The sequence below is a fragment of the Bifidobacterium apicola genome, assembly GCF_042846865.1.
GTDB classification, from domain to species: domain Bacteria; phylum Actinomycetota; class Actinomycetes; order Actinomycetales; family Bifidobacteriaceae; genus Bombiscardovia; species Bombiscardovia apicola.
On sequence record NZ_BAAFQQ010000001.1, the window covers coordinates 1129395 to 1148892 of the forward strand.

Sequence of the window (19498 nt, forward strand, 5' to 3'; positions counted from 1 at the left end):
CCTGTGCTCCGGGCCCCGCGAACGTATACAGTAGTGGGGAAAAGAGCATCAGGGGGCGTCCCTCGCGGCGGACGGCCCCGCCGCACAGCCAGGGTTACGAGAGGGCATGATGGGCTATATCGACGTCATCGGAGAGACGAAACGGTATGTGACCGGCGAAACGACCATCGTGGCCAACAACGCCGTCACCTTCTCCATCGAAAAGGGCGAGCTGGTGGTCATCCTTGGTGCCTCGGGGGCGGGCAAATCGACAGTACTGAACATTCTGGGCGGCATGGACACCTGCAATGAGGGCCAAGTGATCGTGGACGGGAAGGACATCGCCGGCTATGATGCCCGGCAGCTGACCACCTACCGCCGCTACGACGTGGGGTTCGTCTTCCAGTTCTACAACCTGGTGGCCAACCTGACCGCCAGGGAGAACGTGGAGCTGGCCTCGGAGATCGTGGACGATGCCGCAGACCCGGTCCAGACCCTGGTCGACGTGGGCCTGGGAGACCGGATCGACAACTTCCCTGCCCAGCTTTCCGGCGGTGAACAACAGCGTGTGGCCATCGCCCGGGCCGTGGCCAAGAACCCCAAGATCCTGCTCTGCGACGAACCCACCGGGGCCCTGGACTACCGGACCGGCAAGCAGGTGCTGCGCATCCTGCAGGATCAGTGCCGCAAGAAGGGCGCCACCGTGGTCATCGTCACCCACAACGCGGCCATCGCCCCCATCGCCGACAGGGTCATCCGTATGCACGACGCCCGGGTTCAGGCCGTGCAGACCAATGACAGCCCCGAAGACATCGAAAACGTGGAGTGGTGAGGATGCAGCCCGTCAGGAAGGTGCTCTGGCACGACATCCGGGTCTCCCTGCGCAAGTCCCTGGGACGATTCATCTCCATCGTTTGCCTGGTGGCACTGGGTTCCTTCGCCCTGGTCGGGCTGAGCGTTACGGGGCCGGACATGCGGCAGGCCGGCAACGCCTACCTGTCCAACCACCATCTGGCCGATCTGATGGTCATCAGCAACTACGGGCTGGACCAGGAGGATCGGGATGCTATCGACACCGCCCCTGGTAATTCAGGCATCGAATACGGGTATTTGAAGGATGTGGTGCTCAAGGGGACCGACAAGAGCCTGCGCATCTACTCTGCCCCCAACCGAATCTCCACCTACGAACTGGTCGACGGATCCATGCCGACCAGACCGGACCAGATAGCAGTCGACACGGCCCTGGCCGGGAGCCACCCCATCGGCAGCAGCATCCAGGTAGATGAGAAGGCCGACCAGCTGGGCAGGAGGGTCTTGAGGCACCACAAGCTGCGCGTGGTGGGTACGGTCAAGTCAACCGAGATCCTCAGCAAAGTCAACATGGGGCCCTCCACAGCCGGATCCGGGTCGCTGGACTCCTACGCTGTGACCACGCCCGGGGCCTTCGACTCGGACGAGTACATGATCGCCCGCCTGACCTTCAAAGACCTGGATCGGATCAGGGACCACTATTCCGACCAGTACATCCAAGCCCTGCAGACCCATAAGGACGATCTGAATAGGATTCTGTCAGGCCGCCCTACCGCCAGGCTGAACGCCATCAAGGCCCCCCTCAAGCAGAAACTGGACCAGGGGCAAGACCAGGTGGACCAGTCCAGAGCGGAACTCGAAAGGAACCGGCAACAGCTGGATCAGGCCAGGAAGGATCTGGACCAGGGTGCCCAGAGCATCCAGTCCGCCAAGAACCAACTGGCCGCCAAGACGGTGCAGGCCCAGGCAGCCATCGACCAGGGGCAACAGGAGGTAGATCTGAGCTCGGCCGTACTGGCTCGAAAGCAGAAACAGTACCAGTCCTCCGCCAGCCAGGTGGCCCAGGGCAGGCAACAGGCCGACCAGGGGCAACAGGCCATCGACCAGGGACAGGCCAAGCTTGATGGTTCCCACCAGCAGCTGGAGGGTGGCAAGGCCCAGGCCGACCAGGCCGTAGCCCAGGCCCAGGAAGCACAGAAGCAATGCAGGCAGGGCATTACACAGGTCACCGGCCTCATTCAGGCCATCGACGCACAACTGGCCACACCCGGGCTGACCCCCCAGCAGCAAGAGGAGCTCAACCGCAGGAAGGCCGGGCTGCAGGCACAGCTGACCGAGCTCAACCAGCAGTCACCGCAGATCAATGCGCTGGCAGCCAAGGCCAAGGCCGGCCGCGATGCCTTCATGACCAACCAGTACACCCCCGGCATGGCCCAGATTGCGGCCAACCAGCAGACCCTGGACGCAAAGCGGCAGGAACTGACCCAGGCAAGGGCCAAGGTGGAAGAAGGCGAGCGCCAACTGGCCCAGGGCAAGGCCCAACTCGACCAAGGCTCAGCACAGCTGGCCCAGGGCAGGGCCAAGCTGGCCCAGGCCCGGCAGCAGCTGGCCAACAGCCGCGCCTCAGCCCAGGGGCAGATCGACCAAGCCCAGGCCACCCTGGATCAGAAAATCGCGGAATACCAAACCAAACTGGACAAGTTCAACAGGGAGAGCCCGGACGCTCAGAAGAAGATCGACGACTCCCAGAAAAAGCTAAACAAGGCGGCGGACCAGCTGAGCCGACTGGAAAAGCCGGTCTATGCCCTGGACTCACGCCGGGAAGCGCCCGGCTCAGAGGGCTACAAGGTCTACGCCTCCGTTTCCTTCATTGTGGACTCGCTGGCCAAGGTCTTCCCCTACTTCATGTACCTGGTGGCCGCCCTGGTCACCTTCACCACCATGACGCGCTTCGTGGACGAGGAGCGGATCAACGCCGGAACGCTCAAGGCCCTGGGTTACAGGGACCAGGATGTCATGGCCAAGTTCCTGGTCTATGGCGGAGCGGCCTCGGCCCTAGGCGCGCTTCTGGGCATCATCGCCGGCCACATCCTCCTGCCCTGGATCGTCTACCAGGCCTACGCCCACGCTTTCGACATGCCGCCCATCCACTACGGCTTCCACCTGCCCATCACCCTTCTGGCCTGCCTACTGGCCTTCCTGAGCGCCGTGGTTCCAGCCTTCCTGAGCGCCTGGCGGGAGCTGCGCGAGAAGCCGTCGGCCCTCCTACTGCCCAAACCGCCCAGCGCCGGTTCGAAGATTTTTCTGGAGCGCATCCCCCTGATCTGGAACCGGCTCAACTTCACCCACAAGGTCACCGCCCGAAACATCTTCCGTTACAAGCAGCGGATGCTGATGACCATCTTCGGGGTCTGCGGGTCAGTGGCCCTTTTGATGGCAGGATTCGGCGTACAGGGATCCATCTCGGCCATCAACGAGCACCAGTTCGGCCAGGTGATCCGCTACGACCTAATCGCCGCCGAGAACAGCCAGGCCACATCCGACCAGCGCCAATCCATCAAGAAGCGGCTGGAGAAGCCCGATGTGAGCCGTTCCCTGAACGTGCGTTACGAGGAGATGAGCAAGACAGCCGGCCACAACGCCGACAAGCAGTCCATCACCATGATTGCGCCGGCCAGCGCCGAGCACCTGGACGACTTCATCCGCATGGACACCCGGTCCGGGCACAAGCCCCTGAGCCTCAAGGGCGACGGCGTGATCCTCTCCGAACGGATCGCCCAGCTGACAGGGACCAAGGCCGGCGACAGGATCACCCTGCAGGATTCAGGCGGCAGGGACAGGACCATGCGGGTGGACGGCATCTGCGAGATGTACCTGGGACACTTCGTCTTCATGAGCCCATCGGCCTACAGGACCGTCTTCCACCAGGACTTCTCACCCAACGCCCATCTGGTCACCTTCAAGGACTCCAGCGCGGAGAACACCAGAAGGCAGGCCGCCTCCTTCATGCGTATCGACGGGATCCAGGGGGTGGTGCAGAACACCACCCTGATGAGCCAGATCGACACGGTGGTCAGGTCCCTGAACATGATCATGCAGGTGCTGATCATCGTGGCCACCCTGCTGGCCCTGGTCATCCTCTACAACCTGACCAACCTGAACGTGGAGGAGCGGATCCGCGAGCTGAGCACCATCAAGGTGCTGGGCTTCTACGACCGCGAGGTGACCATGTACATCTACCGGGAAACCATCCTCCTTTCGGCCATTGGCGTCCTGGCTGGGTACGGGTTCGGGGCCTGGCTGCACCACTACATCATCACCACCGTCCCGCCGGACAACGTCCTCTTTGACCCCTCCATCAGCTGGGTGGCCTTCGTCGTGCCCCTGGTCATGATTACGGTCATCACGGCCGGACTGGGCTGGATGGTCAACAACAAGCTCAAGCATGTGGACATGCTGGAGGCTCTCAAGTCAGTGGACTAGGCCATATCGGCATTTACCCATGCTGATGGCGTAAGCTGGCACTCCAAGAGTCCATAAGTCCATGCCATTAAAGCCATTGAAAACCCAGAAAGCGGAGGACGACGGTGCTGCAGATCGAACACATCTCCAAACAATACAAAACAGGGGACTTCGTCCAGCAGGCCTTGAATGACGTCAGCGTCAACCTGCGCGACAACGAGTTCGTGGCCATCCTGGGCCCCTCCGGCTCCGGCAAGACCACCCTGCTCAACATCATCGGCGGGCTGGACCGCTATGACCAGGGCGACCTGATCATCAACGGCACCTCCACCAAGAAATACAAGGACAGGGACTGGGACTCCTACCGCAACCACACCGTGGGCTTCGTCTTCCAGAGCTACAACCTGATCCCCCACCAGAGCATCCTGTCCAACGTGGAGCTGGCCCTGACCATCTCGGGCGTGCATCGGCAGGAGCGGCGGGAGCGAGCTAGGAAGGCCCTGGAGCAGGTGGGGCTGGGCCAGCATGTGAACAAGCGGCCCAACCAGCTCTCTGGCGGGCAGATGCAGCGGGTGGCCATCGCCAGGGCCCTGGTCAACAACCCCCGCATCCTCCTGGCTGACGAGCCCACGGGAGCCCTGGACTCCGAGACCTCCATCCAGATCATGGACCTGCTCAAGGAGGTGGCCCAGGACCGATTGGTGGTCATGGTCACCCACAACCCCGAGCTGGCCCACCAGTACGCGACCCGTATCGTGGAGTTGCACGACGGATCGGTCATCAGCGACTCCGACCCCCTGCCCGACGACCAGGTGCCCATCCGCCGGGCACGCCACCGCACCTTCGGCAAGGCCTCCATGGGGCTGCTGACCTCCCTGTCGCTGAGCTTCAACAATCTTCGAACCAAGAAGGCGCGAACTGCACTCACAGCCTTCGCCGGATCCATCGGCATCATCGGTATCGCCCTGATCCTGTCGGTGTCCACCGGAGTCAATCGCTACATCGACAGGATACAGCGTGAGACCATGACCTCCTACCCCATCACCATCCAGGAGCAGTCCTTCGACCTGAACAAGATAGTGGACTCCGCCCAGGAAACCCAGAAGGAGGCCAAGGCCCACAAGAACCTCAAGGCCATCCAGCCGGACGACTCCAGCGTCAAGGGGGCCTCCAGCCTGACCAGCAGCATCACCCAGAACAATCTGACAGACTTCAAGAAATACTTGGACAATCCCAAGAGCGAAATCCACCAGTACGTGGGATCCGTCGGCATCCAGTACTCCTACGCCACCAAGTTCTCGGTCTTCGGGCACGATCCGGATGGCAAGCTGGTCTCTGCAGACAAGGTGACCATGAATGGGCAGGACGACGCCAGCTCCACCGCCAGCCAGATGGCCACGGCCAACACCGACAGCGACATGGGCGACATCCAGTCCATGCAGATGTCCTACCTGACCGGCAAGACCGAAAAGAACAAGGCCCCGGAAATCTTCGGCGAGATCATGCCGGGGGCCAACGCCAAGACCACCATCAGCAAGGTGGTCACCGACAACTACCAGGTGGTGAACGGCACCTGGCCCAAGGCCAAGGATCAGGTGGTTCTGGTGCTGGACAAGAACAACCAGATGCCCGTCACCAGCCTCTACAAGCTGGGCATCCTCCCCTCCAGCCAGTACACCGACATGATGAACAAGCTCAACAGCGGCCAGGAGGTCAAGGTCGACACCAAGCCCATCGAATACGCCAAGGCCATGGACCAGAAGCTCTCCCTGGTGCCCGCTGCGAGCCAATATGCCAAGGGGACCGACGGCCACTACCACTACATCGGCGACAGCACGGACCAGATGACCAAGGCCGCCGACCAGGGCCTGCAGCTGCACATCGTCGGCATCGTCCGCCCCAACCAAGGAGCCAAGGCCACGCCGCTCAAGGTCGGCGTCGGGTATACCCGCCAGCTGACCGACTACCTGATCGACCAGGCCAAGACCAGCCCCATCGTCACCGACCAGGAGGCCGACCAGGGCCACAGCGTCCTCAACGGGATGGCCTTCGCCCCTGCCGACGATGCCGCCAAGGCCAACGATGCCAAGGCCTACATCGCATCCCTGGGGGTTACACAGAAGGCCAGCATGGCCCAGGAGATCATGAAGGGTTCGGCAGCCATGGCCGGCCAGGAGGCCCAGGGCCGGGCCGGAGCCGCTGCGAGAGCCCAAGGTTCTGCAGGCATCCCCACAGGAGCCTCAGCTGAGCAACAGACTGCCCAGGCCTTCGACCAGTACATCGCCACCGCCCCACAGGACGCCCTGGTCGCCATATACAACCAATACGTCTCTACAGGCACCTACGCCGACAACCTGAGCGACTTCGGCCTGATCTCCCGGGATGCCCCCTCCCGCATCAGCATCTACACGGACAGCTTCGAGAACAAGAATTCCGTAGGCGACTCCATCAAGCACTACAACGACAAGGCAGCAGAAAAGAACAGGATCGTCTATACCGACTACGTCGGCCTGATGATGAATTCGGTCACCACCATCATCAACGTCATCACCTACGTGCTGATAGCCTTCGTCGGAGTATCGCTGGTGGTCTCCTCCATCATGATCGGCATCATCACCTATATATCGGTTCTGGAGCGGACCAAGGAGATCGGCATCCTGCGCGCCATGGGCGCCTCCAAGCGCAACGTCTCCAATGTCTTCAACGCCGAAACCGGCCTCATCGGGCTTCTGGCGGGCCTGCTGGGGGTGGGCATCACCCTGCTGCTGATCATTCCGGCCAACAGCATCATGCACCACTTCATGGGCACCACCGAAGTCAACGCGGCCCTGCCTGCCTCAGGCGGGATAGCCTTGGTGATTCTGAGCGTGATCCTGACCCTGATCGGCGGCCTGATCCCCTCACGGAAGGCGGCCAAGCAGGATCCCGCCACCGCCCTGCGCACCGAATGAGGCTGGGCGACGTTGGCAAAGAAGTGAATTCCCGCACAGTAGGGCCTTAAGGCCGGCCTTTCCCTGCTCTGGAATGCCATAATGAACCCCGTGAATGAGCAACTCAATCAGATGACAGACCAGCAAGACAGGCAACCCCTCTTCCCCGGGCGGGCCTTCATCAGCACCGTCCTGGATGTGGTCGAGAGCAAGAAGACCATGAGCGGCGCCCTGACCGGCAAGTACATGCAACGAGCCACCATGGCAGGCCTCTTTGTAGGCATTTTCTTCACGGCCTACTTTGTCATTATGGGCCAGGCCGGCCAGGACCCCGCCAACCATGGCTTGATTCTGGCAGGCAGGGTCCTGGCAGCGACCACCTTCGGCTGGGCCCTGGTTTTGATCTACTACACCAACTCCGAGCTGCTGACCTCCAACATGATGGTGGTCACTATAGGCGCCTATCACAAGCGTCTGGGCTGGCTGGCCTCCCTGCGCATCCTGGTCCTCTGCCTTCTGGGCAACCTGGCAGGGGCCCTGATCGTAGCCGTGATTCTCCGCTTCTCATCCATTGTCAGCGGGCCGACCCTGAACCAGATGCTGACGGCCGCGGCGACCAAGACCGGCTACGTCTCCGGGGGTCCCATGGGGTTCGCTGACCTGTTCGTGCGCGGCATCCTGTGCAACTTCTGCATCAACATCGCCATGCTCATGGTTTACAACGGCAAGCTTTCCAACGACTTCACCAAGTGCATCATCATGGTCGTGGCCGTCTTCGTCTTCGCCTTCTGCGGTTTCGAGCACTCGATAGCGGATTCTGCCCTCTTCCTCATCCTGGGCGTCTTTGGGCGGGTCAACGCTTGGAAGGCGATCCTGGTTGTTCTAGTGGCCATGCTGGGCAACTATATAGGCGGCGGCATCCTGATCGGTCTGAACTTCGCCACCATGAACGACGAGCGCCGGTTCAAGGCCTGATAGTCCTCACTTTAGCCGCCTCCACATGCTCACGGTGATTTCAGATGTACTTACGAGCCTGAGCAAAGGCACCTATCATGAAGAAATTCGACAGCTTATGTACAGACAGAAAGCGGAGGTTCATGATGAGCGAGAGCGAGACGGCAGCCAACAAGTCCCTGGTGCAACAATTCTACGATCAGGTCTTCAGCCAGGGAGACACCAGCAATATTGACAGGTTCATGCGTGACGACTACATCCAGCACAACCCCACCTGCGCTGACGGGAAGACGGGGTTCCTGGAGTTCATCAAGGGGTTCCTGGCTCTGGGACCGCAAATCGACATCATCAGACTGAACGGAGAGGGCGACATGGTCTATGTCTTCTTCAAGTGCACGCTGAAGAACGGCCATGTCAACAAGGTCTGCGACATCTACCGTCTGCAGGACGGCCGGCTGGCCGAGCACTGGGACATCATCGAACACAACGTGGAAGGCGTTCAGTCCCGCAACGGCAACGGCCTCTTCTGACCCTTACCCCGTCCCTCAACCGACCAAGCTGGTTCTCTTGCCACTTAACCATGGGTTCGACGGCAAGAGAACCAGAAGGTTTCAGCGAGCGCGAATGGCCTCTCTGACCGGCAGAACGCTCGCCGGCGAGACCGAAAGTTCATCCAGGCCGTAATCCAGGAAGGTCGCCGTAAGAGCCCTGTCGGCACCCAGCTCGCCGCAGATCCCGCACCAGATGCCCGCCTGGTGAGCGGCATCCACAGCCATGCGGATCATGCGCAGGACAGCAGGCGAATGCGGGTCGGCAAACTGTCCCAGGTTGGGGTTCTGCCGGTCACAGGCCAGGGTGTACTGGGTCAAGTCGTTGGTCCCGATGGAGAAGAAGTCCACCTTCCGGGCCAATTCCGGCGCCATGACGACCGAGGCCGGGGTCTCGACCATGATGCCCACCTGGATGTCCTCCTTGAAGTCCTCGTCCCTATCGCGCAGCTCTTCCTTGACCTGGTCGATGATGCCTCTGGCTTGCTCGACCTCTTTGGTGGATGTGATCATGGGCAGCATGATGGAGACGTTCCCGAAGGCTGATGCCCGCAGGATGGCTCTGAGCTGCACCTTGAAGATCTCCGGACGGGTCAGGCAGATACGGATGGCCCGATAACCCAGAGCAGGATTGGCCTCATGGTCCAGACCGAAGTAGCCGACCTGCTTGTCAGCTCCGATATCCAGAGTCCGGATGATGACGGGCTTGTCGCCCATTCTCTGGGCGACCTCCTTATAGGCCTGGAATTGTGATTCCTCGGTGGGGAAGTCCTCGCTCTCCAGGTAGAGGAACTCGCTGCGGAAGAGTCCAATCCCTTCGGCATCGTTGGCTTCGACTGCATCCAGATCCGAAGGCCTGCCGATATTGGCATAGAGATGGACCTCCTGGCCTTCTCTGGTTCTGGTGGGCTTGCCCTTGAGCTCCTGGAGCTGCTGCATGCGCTGCTGGAACTCCCGCTGACGAACTTTATAGACTTCAAGGGTCTTTTGGTCCGGATCGATCAACACCAGACCCTGACTACCATCCACAATGGCTGTCAGGCCCTGGTCCTCTGATCTGGGATCCTGGCCAAGACCGATGACGGCAGGCAGCCCCATGGTCCTGGCCAGTATAGCCGTGTGGGAATTAGCCGAGCCCTGGCTGGTGGCGAAACCCAGCACTTGCGAGGGATCCATCTGAGCCGTCTGGCTGGGGGCCAGGTCGGAGGCCATGACGATGGTTGGCAGGCAATGTCCGCCCGCCTGTGCACCCGAGCCAAGGTTGTCGATCAGGCGTCTGGAAATGTCCTGCACGTCGGCGGCCCGCGCCTGCATATAGGAGGAGTCCATACCGGCGAACATGGTGGCAAAGCTCTGCGCAGTGGCATCCACCGCATATTCGGCATTGACCTTGTCCGATTGGATCAGCCCTTCGATTCCTTCCACATAGTCCGGATCTTTGAGCATGAGCCGATGGGTGTCGAATAACTCGGCCTTGTCCTCGCCAAGTTTGGCAGCGGTATCCTCCCGGATCCTGGCCAGCTGGTCCATGGAAACCTGCTGGGCCTGGCGGAATCGTTCGATCTCGGCGTGAGGATCATCGACGGTGCGCCGCACCACCTGCCTGGCCTCCTCCAAGACCTTGACGGGCCCTATGGCAATGCCTGCCGAGACACCGGTGCCTCTCAGCTCCCTCATAGGTTCTCCTTGAAGAAGCTTTGGAGCCCCTCGACGGCCTTGTCCTGGTCCGGGCCATCCACGCTCACAGTGAGCGTATCGCCCTGCTTGGCGCCCAGACCCATGACCGCGAAGATGCGTTTGGCATCCGCCTTGTTGCCTTTGTCGTCAAGAGTGATGGCGGACTGGTATTTCTGCGCCTGCTCGACCAGCCTGCCTGCCGGTCTTGCATGCATGCCCTCGGGGTCGGAAATAGTGAAGGTGAATTCGCTTGCCATAGCTGTCTCCTCAGTCTTCGCTGACGTAACGACCGTTGTCGAACCGGTATCCTGTGGACTGTTCATACTCGTGGACCATCTGGTCCCAGGAATCCTCGATCCTGTCAGTAAGTCCGAATAGCCCGGAACGGCCGATCACATAGATGTCAGGATCAGCATCGGAGATCAGCTTCCAGTGGGCTAGGTTGGTTGATCCGTCCATCTCGATCTGATACCCATAGCCGTGCTCGTCGCGCAGTTTGCGCAATTGGACGATCTTGTCCAGGCAGACCGACAGGAACCGCTGACCGGCGAAGCCTGGATCGATAGTCATGATGGTGACCTTGTCCAACAAATCGATGTAGGGAAGGATGGTGTCGACCGGGGTCTCCGGGTTGAGCACCATGCCCGCCTTAAGGCCCGCATCATGAATCTGGTCGATCAACCGGAAAGCCACGCCGTTGGACACCTCCGCTGGCATGCAGATCATTTCGCACTTGATATCGATCAGCTGCTGAACCCAGAAAGGTGCGTCGGTCACCATAAGGTGGGCCGACATTGGCAGATCTGAGATCTTGCGGGTCTGTTCGATGAACCAGGGCGACAGGGTGATGTTGGGCACGAAGTGGCCGTCCATGATGTCGATGTGGTAGAGGTTGACTCTCTCGTTCAGAAAACCGATTTGCTCCTTGAACTGGTCCAGATCCATGGTCATCAGCGATGGGGCCAGCTGGATTTGCCGCGAGCGCTTGGTCAATGTTGGTGTGCTTGTCACTGTCATTGTGGAATTATTATCCTTCTGTTGATTTATATGACCTGAATATCGTCCAGGTCAAGATCCTCTTCGTCCTCTGCCGCTGATGCAGCAGGCTCGGCGGCATCTTCAGGGATCGACTTCTTGATCAATGCATAGACGATGCCGGTCACCAGGACGTTGGCAGCGATGGCCAGCAGTCCAACCCACCACTTGGCACCCATGGTGGGGAGCATCAGGAAGCCGCCGAAAGGCACGGTGGCGCCCTTGCCGTTGGACAGGCTCATCAGGATGGCGCCCTCGCACATGCCGCCCAGACCAGCGGCGATGATTCCCCTCACCAGATCGTTCATGACGATGGGGATGGATCCCTCGACGATGTTCACAACGCCCATGGGCACTGCGGACTTGAGGGTCTCCACCTCTTCATGGGTGTAGATCCGCTTGCGCAGGAGCTTGGCGACCAGATAGGCGAAGCCGAAGCCTATGGGGGTGGCCGTGTTGGTCAGCTGCAAGGCAGTGACAGGGCCGTTGATGCCCTGGGCCTGCAGCGTCAGCGCAAAGGCGAAGGCGGTCTTGTTGATGGGTCCGCCGAAGTCGACGATGCTCAGGGCACCCAGCACGGCGCCGAAGATGAGGTTGGAGGCCCCGTTCATACTTGTCAGCAGGTTGGTCAGCCAGGTGGTGAACCAGGCCACAGGGGTGCCGATGATGTAGATCATGATCAGCCCGCTGGCCAGGGAGGCCAGGAAAGGCACGATCAAAGTGGGCATAAGCCCCTTGGCCCAGCTGGGCACTTTGACGTAGCGCAGTACTGCGTAGGCCAGCCAGCCGCCGATATATCCGCCGATGATGCCGCCGATGAAGCCAGCGCTGATGGCTACGGCCGCTAGACCGGTCACAAAGCCAGGCGCGATTCCAGGCTTGCCCGCAATCGAGAAGGCGATGCCTGTGGCAATGATGACCGGGAGGAGTCCCAGCGCCTTGCCGCCCAGGGTAGCCAGGGCCTGGAAGAAGTCGAACTTCCCCATGACCAAGGTGTCCTGGGCCTTGCCGCCGAAGGCCATTCCGATAGCGATAATGAAGCCCGCACCACAGACGATGGGGATCATATAGGAGATGGCCGTCAGCAGATGGCCCTTGAAATTGGCTTGCTTCCAAAATTGTTTCATGATGACTTCCTTGTCCGCATGGTTGATTGCACAGTTTCTACTTGCCGACGATTTCGTGCAGTTTGGCGATCAGCTTGTTGGGCGACTTGATCGCCGTCTCGGTGGAGACCTTGACGGTCTTCTTGCCCTGGAACCGCTCTTCGTCAGCTATCTTGATGTCAATGGCCAGAATCACTACATCCGCCTGCTTGATATCCTCTTCGGTCAGGGCATTCTCGATGCCGATGGTGCCCTGGGTTTCGATCTTGATATCGTCGCCGGCCGCCTTGGCTGCATCCTCCAGCTTCTGCTGGGCCAGATAGGTATGCGCGATGCCAATGGTGCAGGCAGTCACTCCCACGATCTTCATGATTGATTCTCCTTTGCTGTTATTCGATTAAGTGACGAATCATCTTGTCAAAGCGGCCACGACCTGGTCGGTGTTCTGGGCCTGAAGGAGGTCATGCACCACATCGGCCTTGGCCAGTTTCCTGGCAAACTCCGAAAGCAGCTGCAGGTGTCGCTTTGAGCCCTCGTCATCGGCGCCGACGGCAAACAGCACCACGACTTTTGCTCCAGTGTCATCCAAGGATTCCCAAGGAATTTCATGATCCAGCACAGCTATGGCGACGCCGTTCCTGCGAACAGTGTCGCTGCGACCATGAGGGATGGCCACATGCTCGCCTATGCCTGTCGCGCCCTGGCCTTCGCGTTCGTACAGGGCCTTCATGAAGACCTCCGGCGAATCGATGTAGCCGGCATCATGAAGCCTGCGGGTCAGCTCGGTAAAGACCTCGTCCTTGGTCTTCGCTTTGAGTCCCGTCACCACGGTGCTCTTGTCGATTGCCTCGCCGAGTGATGCTGCGTCCACCATCATTTCCCTTCTGTCGTCAATATCTGTCGAACATCCGTGATCGAACCTGTTCCTAACAGGTCCAGAACCTCATCACCACCCATTCGTCGATAGAGGCCACGCAGATACTGCAAGTCCTTCATCGATGGGTTCTGCGGGATGAGGGTGAGCAAAAGTCGGGATACGTCATGCGATCCGTCCCACTGCGGCACGGGACGGAAAAGCCTCAGATAGAAGAGCACACATTCATCAACGAAAGGTCCCTGCGCATGGGGGTTGGCCAGATGGTCTGCAATGACTGTGCTGCCCGACACCTCACGGGCAAGCAGTTCCTTGGCTAACAGATCGACGGACCTGATGATGCCCTTGGACTGTAAATGCCTGCATATGCAGACGAATAAGGCATGCATGGACTCCTGGCGTGAGGATGCCGCTGATGCAGTGGCAGCTTGTTGATGCCAGGTTGCAGAGTCTCGGAATCCGAAACCGCCAGAAGGCTCCTGCTCAATCAGGATCTTCATCGTCCGACCTCCCCGTTATGGATATGGTCGGCAATCCGCTCCAGCCGCTCCTGATCTTCGATGGTCAGCATGGCGCTGACGACCAGCGTCGGCCGCTTCAGTGCTTCAGACAGGGTAACCGTAGAGACCACAAGATCAGTCATCGGATACCGCTCCAAGGCCTTCTCCACGTCTCTGGCAGCTACTGTCCCAATGACGTTCATATCGGAGAACCGCCGCTCGATCTTGGATTTCAGCAATTGCGCCGTACCCAGCCCAGTGGTGCAGACCAGCAGGATATTCAAGGGCCTGCTGAGATTTTCCACAGCTTGAGCGAAATAAACAGTGATGAAGCCGATTTCCTCGTCGTCGATGACCGGGAGATGCTCGTGCTCCTCCAACTGACGTGTGGCTTCCTTCACTGTACGGAACAGGTTCGGATACTCCAGCCTGATCTGCTCAAGAAGGTTGTTGTTGACTCTGATGCCGTTCTTCAACCTGTTAAGCAAGGGCTTCATATGCTTGGAAAGCCTGGTGAACAGCTCGGACTGATCGATTTGCGCGTAACGAGGCTTCAGCGCGACCTGGTCGATCAGATAGCGCGTGGCCCGCCGAACTGGATCAGGCATGTCGTTGGCAGCCGGAAGATCATCCTCGATCCTTGAGGAAGCCAGATATTGGTAGAGATCGTAAACTTCGGCATCGGGCAGCTGCGCATCCAGATACATGTTCACGTTGGCGATGACTGCTCGGCATACGTTCATGACCTTGGAACCTTCATCGGCAATGGCGGCCTGCTGGTTGCCGGCTCGATCCTCCATGAGCGCCCCAACGCTGCGAAACCGCTCGATGAGGATGTACAAATGGGTGAAGATGTTGACCCGGTAAGGATAGGGGATCTCGGTGTGGAGCAGCTCCTCGATCAGATCCAGCTGTTTGTCGACAAAGGCCGCGTCACGCTGCTCAATGTCCTGGTCGGACTGCATGAACCGTCGGTTGCCAGGCTGGCCTTCATTGACGAACAGGCTGCCGATCGCCCGGCGTATGTCGGCCTCCTCGCCCTCAATCCAGACGAACCCGCTGACATGTTCGATGGAAATCTGGAAACGGCTCAGCATCAGTCTCAGCGAACGAAGATCGGTCGCCACGGCAGAGTCGCCGATGAAGTATTTGCCCCAGAGCTCGGTCACCCTGTACCGCTGTGGCGCCGTAAACAACAGGCGCTTGACGATCTCATCCCGCCGCTCTATAGACGTCAGGCGGCTGACATCGACATTGGCCTGGCCGATCACAAATCCTGAATCCCCGAATGACAGCGTCTCGGGGTTTTTCAGCCGATACCCGCGCCCTCTCTTGGATTCGATAATGGTCACCGGCCGATATTGCTCGTTGATCTGCCGGACAGCTCTGGTGATGGTTTTAGTCGAGACCTTGAGCGCATGGGACAGCTCGGAGCCGCGCACGTAATCGCGCCTGTTGAGCAGATAGCCGATCAACGACTTCTTGAACCCGGTCTCCATTGCCCTTGGACCTCCTTTATGCTTAGGGTAATGTGGCCGCTTTCGGCACAGGACGGTGTGTAATAGTCAGCATTGTCCTTTGTCTGCGGACTATGCGCTGAACATCAGGGAAGCCTATAAGACCAAAAGAGGCTGAGAAATTACTGAAATATGTCGTCTTCGACTGGAATCGGCATCATGTCATATATATAAAAAACCGATGGCAGCTGTAACTGAATGATGACGCCACAGGAGATCTGCCACACCACATGGTCCAAAGTGCATTCTGGGAATGAAGTCATATTCGATAGGTGCTTCTGCTGTATACGTACTATGGCCTGTAAACGCTTATTGGCGATGTCGCACTATTAAGTATTAAGTGAGAGTGGCTATGGCAGAAGTGCTCCTCCAGGTATGTGGCATCGTGCAGCCAGTGGTGCTTTGCTGGTTATAGGGCAAGGCATACAGTAAAGGCCTCTGATGACTGATGTCATCAGAGGCCTTTACATTTCGTGTTGTGGCGGCGGTGTGCTACTCTCCCACACTCTTCCGGGTGCAGTACCATTGCCGTGCTGGGTCTTAGCTTCCGGGTTCGGAATGGGACCGGGCGTCTCCCCCAGGCCATGACCGCCGCGAATCTTCTATTCTTCCGGCCCTTCTCTTGCAGGGTCGGGGTTTCCTGGCGGCTTGGGGACCGGATGGCGGACGCGTGTTTCGTTTCGATCGCCTGCGAATGTTCGTGCATATTGCCGCAGGCATGTTTCGCAGCAGGGTTGATGCCGCCACCCCTTACGGGGGCGGGTGTTGTGTTGTCTTCGACCATTAGTGCCGGTCGGCTCCGCCCCTTGCGGGGTGTCCACGTCCGGTCTATCGACCATGTGTTCTGCATGGGGTCTTCAGAAGCCCGGAGGCTTCATGGAATCCTTATCTTGGAGGGGGCTTCCCGCTTAGATGCTTTCAGCGGTTATCCCATCCGAACGTAGCCAACCGGCCGTGCCGCTGGCGCGACAACCGGCATACCAGAGGTTCGTCCACCCAGGTCCTCTCGTACTATGGGCAGGGCTCCTCAAGATTCCAACGAGCGCAGAGGATAGAGACCAAACTGTCTCACGACGTTCTGAACCCAGCTCGCGTGCCGCTTTAATCGGCGAACGGCCGAACCCTTGGGACCTGCTCCAGCCCCAGGATGCGACGAGCCGACATCGAGGTGCCAAACCATCCCGTCGATATGGACTCTTGGGGATGATCAGCCTGTTATCCCCGGGGTACCTTTTATCCGTTGAGCGATGCCGCGTCCGTACGCCGGCACCGGATCACTATCTCCGACTTTCGTCCCTGCTCGACCCGTCGGTCTCGCAGTCAAGCTCCCTTGTGCGATTGCACTCAACACCCGATTGCCAACCGGGCTGAGGGAACCCTTGGGCGCCTCCGTTACTCTTTGGGAGGCAACCGCCCCAGTTAAACTACCCGCCAGGCACTGTCCCTGGCCGGGATGACCGGCCGAGGTTAGAGGCCAGATGAGGACAGAGCGGTATTTCACATTCCGGCTCCACGGATGCTGGCGCACCCGCTTCGAAGCCTCCCGCCTATGCTACACAGTCCGCACCTAACGCCAATACCAAGGTATAGTAAAGGTCCCGGGGTCTTTTCGTCCTTCTGCGCTTAACGAGCATCTTTACTCGTACTGCAATTTCGCCGAGCTCCTGGTCGAGACAGTGGGGAAGTCGTTACGCCATTCGTGCAGGTCGGAACTTACCCGACAAGGAATTTCGCTACCTTAGGATGGTTATAGTTACCACCGCCGTTTACCGGGGCTTGAATTCACCGCTGCCCCCTCCGAAGAGGGATGACGGATCCTCTTAACCTTCCGGCACCGGGCAGGCGTCAGTGCATATACAGCGACTTACGTCTTCGCATGCACCTGTGTTTTTGGTAAACAGTCGCTACCCCCTGGTCTGTGCCGCCCCCACCGGCTCCGCGCGCAAGGCGTCTCACCGGCAGGGGCCTCCCTTATACCGAAGGCACGGGAGTGATTTGCCGAGTTCCTTGACCAGGATTCGCTCGATCGCTTTGGTATACTCTACCTGACCACCAGTGTCGGTTTAGGGTACGGGCGGCGCCACTCCTCGCGCCGAAGCTTTTCTCGACGGAACGGCACACCGGATTCGGGGCACAAGACCCCCCATCATCACACCTCGCGCTCATGCCGGGCGGATTTGCCTGCCCGACGCGCCGCATGCTTGACCACGGATAACCACCACCGCGGCCCGGCTCCCGTTCCGTGTCACTCCTGCGCTACCCGCCACGCATCCACACGCCGGTCCCATGCCATCGGACGGTCCGAAGACCATCACCCGACACAGGTAAGGGCACGCTTCCGCGTCTTGGATTGGACGGCTTGACGCCGGTAGGAGAATATCGACTCCTTCATCCATTCGACTACGCCTGTCGGCCTCGCCTTAGGACCCGACTCACCCGGGGACGACGAACGTGGCCCCGGAACCCTTGGTCATCCAGCGGGCGGGATTCTCACCCGCCTCTCGCTACTCATGTCTGCATTCTCACTTCCACGCGGTCCACGGCCGGCTCACGCCGCCGCTTCGCCCCACGCGGAACGCTCTCCTACCCAGCACAGCAAACTGCGCTGCCGCGTCTTCGGTGGCGTGCTTGAGCCCCGCTACATTATCGGCGCGGAACCACTAGACCAGTGAGCTGTTACGCACTCTTTCAAGGATGGCTGCTTCTGAGCCAACCTCCTGGCTGTCTATGCGACTCCACATCCTTTCCCACTTAGCACGCGCTTAGGGACCTTAGACGACGATCTGGGCTGTCTCCCTCTCGACGACGGAGCTTATCCCCCGCCGACTCACTGCCGCGATACACCTCACACGTATTCGGAGTTTGGCTGCTGTCGGTACCCGATACGGGCCCTCAAGCATCCAGTAGCTCTACCCCATGGAGGCACTCACGCGACGCTGCACCGAAATGCATTTCGGAGAGAACCAGCTATCACGGAATTTGATTGGCCTTTCACCCCTAGCCCCAGGTCATCGGCCCGGTTTTCAACCCAGGTCCGTTCGGTCCTCCACGCGGTCTTACCCGCGCTTCAACCTGCCCAGGGCTAGATCATCCCGCTTCGGGTCCAGGACACGCGACTGGAAACGCCCTTATCGGACTCGCTTTCGCTACGGCTGCCCCACATGGGTTAGCCTCGCCACGCACCACTGACTCGCAGACTCATTTTTCGATAGGCACGCCGTCACCCCGAAAGGCTCCGACGGATTGTAGGCACACGGTTTCAGAAACTCTTTCACTCCCCTCCCGGGGTGCTTTTCACCTTTCCCTCACGGTACTCGTACGCTATCGGTCAGACAGGAATATTCAGGCTTACCCCACGGTCGGGGCCGATTCACACGGGATTCCACGAGTCCCGCGCTACTTGGGAACAAGAACCGGCAGGCGGCACGCCTTCGGCTACGGGGCCATCACCCTCTACGGCCGGGAATTCAATCCCGTTCGCCTCACACGCCGCTTTATCACTGCCGCCGGGCCCGTCGGAGCCCGGACGCCAAGTCCCACAACACCCATGCCGCAACCCCCGACGGGTCTTGCACGGCACCGGTTTGGCCATCATCCGCTTTCGCTCGCCACTACTCACGGAATATCCTTTCCTGCAGGTACTGAGATGTTTCACTTCCCTGCGTACCCCCCGCACGAATGCGGTGCCGGCCCATAACAGCCGGCGGGTTACCCCATTCGGACACCCTCGGATCAAAGCCCTGTCGGCGGCTCCCCGAGGCCTATCGCGGCCCCACGCGTCCTTCATCGGTCCTGTCTGCCAAGGCATCCACCATGCGCCCTTGCCGACAACACGACCACAGGCCATGCCACGACAACAACAACTGCGAACTGCCAGACGACAAATCATCACACTAAACGATCACAAAACGATCGACCCGAACCCACCAAAAAAATAGGCTCGGACGAAACAATACAGCAGACAGCCAGCCCAAAGCCAGCCATCCGCTCGCGTCCACTATCCAGTTCTCAAGCCACCAGCGCGCCGCCAAGACCCGCCACAGGGCAACACCCCATGCAGGAACCCGACGGGCGGCAGGAACACCACCCACAACAAGGTGGCGGTC

General features: G+C 59.7%; 13 protein-coding genes and 2 rRNA genes. 5 read left to right on the forward strand and 10 right to left on the reverse strand.

Annotated elements, in window-relative coordinates:
- Positions 1–109: 109 nt before the first annotated feature.
- From ACGG9J_RS04680 to ACGG9J_RS04700, 5 genes are all read left to right on the forward strand, one after another.
- Complete coding sequence (locus ACGG9J_RS04680; RefSeq protein ID WP_390135313.1) at positions 110–811, forward strand: ABC transporter ATP-binding protein; 702 nt, start codon at positions 110–112, stop codon at positions 809–811.
- 2 nt (positions 812–813) lie between these two features.
- The gene (locus tag ACGG9J_RS04685) at positions 814–4272 is read left to right on the forward strand and encodes an FtsX-like permease family protein (protein WP_390134064.1); all 3459 of its coding nucleotides are present in this window, start codon (positions 814–816) and stop codon (positions 4270–4272) included.
- Between the two features lie 104 nt (positions 4273–4376).
- Positions 4377–7202, forward strand: coding sequence for an ABC transporter ATP-binding protein/permease (locus ACGG9J_RS04690; protein ID WP_390134066.1), 2826 nt, complete (start codon positions 4377–4379; stop codon positions 7200–7202).
- A 111-nt stretch (positions 7203–7313) separates the two neighbouring features.
- Entirely contained in the window at positions 7314–8156 is an 843-nt protein-coding gene (locus ACGG9J_RS04695; RefSeq protein WP_390134069.1) for a formate/nitrite transporter family protein, read from the forward strand.
- Positions 8157–8278: 122 nt separating this feature from the next.
- Positions 8279–8665, forward strand: a complete 387-nt coding sequence (locus ACGG9J_RS04700) for a nuclear transport factor 2 family protein (RefSeq protein ID WP_390134071.1) — start codon at positions 8279–8281, stop codon at positions 8663–8665.
- A gap of 81 nt (positions 8666–8746) precedes the next feature.
- Here the strand turns inward: ACGG9J_RS04700 and ptsP are convergent, their stop codons facing one another.
- The 10 genes from ptsP to ACGG9J_RS04750 all read right to left on the reverse strand — a co-directional run bounded on the left by ptsP (position 8747) and on the right by ACGG9J_RS04750 (position 19227).
- Positions 8747–10360, reverse strand: a complete 1614-nt coding sequence (ptsP, locus tag ACGG9J_RS04705; protein WP_390134074.1) for a phosphoenolpyruvate--protein phosphotransferase — start codon at positions 10358–10360, stop codon at positions 8747–8749.
- Positions 10357–10617 (reverse strand): HPr family phosphocarrier protein, encoded by a 261-nt coding sequence (locus tag ACGG9J_RS04710; protein ID WP_390134077.1) that lies wholly within the window; start codon positions 10615–10617, stop codon positions 10357–10359. The genes ptsP and ACGG9J_RS04710 overlap by 4 nt, the downstream gene beginning before the upstream one ends.
- A 10-nt stretch (positions 10618–10627) precedes the next feature.
- Positions 10628–11377, reverse strand: a complete 750-nt coding sequence (gene alsE, locus ACGG9J_RS04715; protein WP_390134079.1) for a D-allulose 6-phosphate 3-epimerase — start codon at positions 11375–11377, stop codon at positions 10628–10630.
- Between the two features lie 26 nt (positions 11378–11403).
- Entirely contained in the window at positions 11404–12522 is a 1119-nt protein-coding gene (locus tag ACGG9J_RS04720; RefSeq protein WP_390134081.1) for a PTS fructose transporter subunit IIC, read from the reverse strand.
- Between the two features lie 37 nt (positions 12523–12559).
- Positions 12560–12871, reverse strand: coding sequence for a PTS fructose transporter subunit IIB (locus ACGG9J_RS04725; protein ID WP_390134083.1), 312 nt, complete (start codon positions 12869–12871; stop codon positions 12560–12562).
- A gap of 39 nt (positions 12872–12910) precedes the next feature.
- Positions 12911–13378 carry a PTS sugar transporter subunit IIA gene (locus ACGG9J_RS04730; RefSeq protein ID WP_390134085.1) on the reverse strand — a complete coding sequence of 156 codons (468 nt, stop codon included), beginning with the start codon at positions 13376–13378 and terminating at the stop codon, positions 12911–12913.
- Complete coding sequence (locus tag ACGG9J_RS04735; protein ID WP_390134087.1) at positions 13375–13875, reverse strand: PTS sugar transporter subunit IIA; 501 nt, start codon at positions 13873–13875, stop codon at positions 13375–13377. Before ACGG9J_RS04735 ends, ACGG9J_RS04730 begins: the two co-directional genes overlap by 4 nt.
- Positions 13872–15374 carry a BglG family transcription antiterminator gene (locus ACGG9J_RS04740; RefSeq protein WP_390134089.1) on the reverse strand — a complete coding sequence of 501 codons (1503 nt, stop codon included), beginning with the start codon at positions 15372–15374 and terminating at the stop codon, positions 13872–13874. The genes ACGG9J_RS04735 and ACGG9J_RS04740 overlap by 4 nt, the downstream gene beginning before the upstream one ends.
- Positions 15375–15871: 497 nt before the next feature.
- A 5S ribosomal RNA gene (rrf, locus tag ACGG9J_RS04745) occupies positions 15872–15988 on the reverse strand.
- Between the two features lie 168 nt (positions 15989–16156).
- Positions 16157–19227, reverse strand: a 23S ribosomal RNA gene (locus ACGG9J_RS04750).
- Positions 19228–19498: the final 271 nt, after the last annotated feature.

Coding starts and splice junctions, on each gene's coding strand:
- ACGG9J_RS04680 (WP_390135313.1), top strand. CDS start 110: ATGGGCTATATCGACGTCATCGGAGAGACGAAACGGTATGTGACCGGC.
- ACGG9J_RS04685 (WP_390134064.1), top strand. CDS start 814: ATGCAGCCCGTCAGGAAGGTGCTCTGGCACGACATCCGGGTCTCCCTG.
- ACGG9J_RS04695 (WP_390134069.1), top strand. CDS start 7,314: ATGACAGACCAGCAAGACAGGCAACCCCTCTTCCCCGGGCGGGCCTTC.
- ACGG9J_RS04700 (WP_390134071.1), top strand. CDS start 8,279: ATGATGAGCGAGAGCGAGACGGCAGCCAACAAGTCCCTGGTGCAACAA.
- ptsP (WP_390134074.1), bottom strand. CDS start 10,360: ATGAGGGAGCTGAGAGGCACCGGTGTCTCGGCAGGCATTGCCATAGGG.
- ACGG9J_RS04710 (WP_390134077.1), bottom strand. CDS start 10,617: ATGGCAAGCGAATTCACCTTCACTATTTCCGACCCCGAGGGCATGCAT.
- alsE (WP_390134079.1), bottom strand. CDS start 11,377: ATGACAGTGACAAGCACACCAACATTGACCAAGCGCTCGCGGCAAATC.
- ACGG9J_RS04720 (WP_390134081.1), bottom strand. CDS start 12,522: ATGAAACAATTTTGGAAGCAAGCCAATTTCAAGGGCCATCTGCTGACG.
- ACGG9J_RS04725 (WP_390134083.1), bottom strand. CDS start 12,871: ATGAAGATCGTGGGAGTGACTGCCTGCACCATTGGCATCGCGCATACC.
- ACGG9J_RS04730 (WP_390134085.1), bottom strand. CDS start 13,378: ATGATGGTGGACGCAGCATCACTCGGCGAGGCAATCGACAAGAGCACC.
- ACGG9J_RS04735 (WP_390134087.1), bottom strand. CDS start 13,875: ATGAAGATCCTGATTGAGCAGGAGCCTTCTGGCGGTTTCGGATTCCGA.
- ACGG9J_RS04740 (WP_390134089.1), bottom strand. CDS start 15,374: ATGGAGACCGGGTTCAAGAAGTCGTTGATCGGCTATCTGCTCAACAGG.